The 1,638-nt window shown below is 28.2% G+C and carries 3 protein-coding genes; all 3 read left to right on the forward strand.

What is annotated here, in order from left to right; all coding sequences use genetic code 11:
- Positions 1 to 87 precede the first annotated feature (87 nt).
- The 3 genes from VK998_RS08360 (at position 88) to VK998_RS08370 (ending at position 1,359) form a co-directional block, all read left to right on the forward strand.
- A complete protein-coding gene (locus VK998_RS08360; protein ID WP_025641634.1) occupies positions 88 to 489 on the forward strand; it encodes a hypothetical protein in 402 nt (133 codons plus the stop codon).
- 32 nt (positions 490 to 521) lie between these two features.
- Positions 522 to 1,046, forward strand: a complete 525-nt coding sequence (locus tag VK998_RS08365; protein WP_025641633.1) for a hypothetical protein — start codon at positions 522 to 524, stop codon at positions 1,044 to 1,046.
- A 163-nt stretch (positions 1,047 to 1,209) separates the two neighbouring features.
- Positions 1,210 to 1,359: a hypothetical protein gene (locus VK998_RS08370; RefSeq protein ID WP_325227565.1), complete on the forward strand. Its 150-nt coding sequence runs from the start codon at positions 1,210 to 1,212 to the stop codon at positions 1,357 to 1,359.
- The last annotated feature ends 279 nt before the right edge of the window (positions 1,360 to 1,638 follow it).

Genomic DNA, 1,638 nt, shown 5'->3' on the forward strand with positions numbered 1-1,638 from the left:
GGATGAAATTAATTTAGTAACATATCCAGATGCACTTGAGGAATGAAATAGTAAAGTAAGATAATACATTTTTGAGGGGGATGAGGAATGAAAATAAATTTTAAAGAATGGAGTTTTGGAGGAAAACTTATATTTATTTCTGCTATCATAGCAATTTTATCATTATTCATGAGTTGGGTAGATGCTGGGATAGTCAGGGCTTCAGGATTTCAACAGCAAGGATATATATTTTTAGTATTATACATATATCCAATTTTTAAATTATTAAAGGGAGTTAAAATGAATAAACTAATAGGCTTAATATGTAGTATACTTTCAGTTATTAGCGGTATAGTATTTCTTAATACAAAAAATGTAGATTTATTTGGTAGTACTGTAAACGCAGCTGGAACTGGTTTATATCTTTTTATAATAGCTTCTATAATGTTAACTATTGGAGTTATAAAATATAAAGCAAATCAAGTGGAGGATATAGATAGTCTAATATAACTAGTAAAATAAAGTTTTTAAGGAGGGATTATGTGAAAAAAATTATACTTATGTTTATATTAATCATCTCTATAACTTTAGTAGGGTGTAATAGTGGTAAAATTGAAGAAAGACCAGAAACCAATACTAAAGAAAATGTAAACGATGAGATAGAAGAAGATAAATCAGAAGAAATTGAAGACGTAGCAGCTGAAGAAATACCTATTCATCCTGACGATATTATGCTAGATATAACAATATTAGAGCCTGACAGTATTGGAAATGTATATATGGAAGCAACTTTTACAAATAATTCAAAATACCCTATTACAGGTTATTCAGCTAAAGTGTTATTAAAGGATAAGAATGATACAACATATCTAAGTACTTACGATACAGTTATGCCAGGAGAAACATCACCAAAATTTGAATCTTTTGGTCCTGAAACTCAAGAATCAGATGATTATGAAATACTGACTTTAGAAGTAACCGCAAGAACGGAAGATGGCAATAATCTATACATAGACTATGATTTCAAACTAGGGGAAGCTAATTGGTGGGAAGGCAGCAATGATTAAAATAATAAAACTTACATGTGCCATGATGGTGCTTAAAACAGACTATATTAAAACAAACTTAAATATTATGCAATACAATATTATGCAAATGAACTTATATCTCAAAAAAAGATGGATATAATGAAATTTGGAATAAGAAAACCAAGCATAAAAAAGAGAATAGGTGCCAGAACTAGCATCAAAACTAGAAATTAATCTTAAAACAATATATGTACCTACCAATTATCGTGATGGAGACATTGGAAAGGAATTTGTTATAGAATTAGAAAGATTTATAAATCAAGCACAGGTAACAAAGAACACCTGCTCTTAGTAGACACTGTGCGATGAGGTAAATAGGTTGTTAAATAGGCATATGAGAATATTGACAAGTTATAATGAAGAAATTATGTATAAAATCAATGGATTATAATTTGAAACCACCGAATAATAGGTGGTTTCTTTACGTTATAAAAAGTAATGAAATAACTTAGTATTATTAGCATACGTTATAAGAATTTTTTTGTGGGTATAATATAGACAATGAAGATTCAAAATATTTTGGATAATCTATGATGTTTATTTTTCAATGTTTATCATTATAAAAATCTAG

The sequence above is a fragment of the Schnuerera sp. genome, assembly GCF_035459645.1.
Classification (GTDB): Bacteria; Bacillota; Clostridia; order Tissierellales; family Tepidimicrobiaceae; genus Schnuerera.

Coding starts and splice junctions, on each gene's coding strand:
- VK998_RS08360 (WP_025641634.1), top strand. CDS start 88: ATGAAAATAAATTTTAAAGAATGGAGTTTTGGAGGAAAACTTATATTT.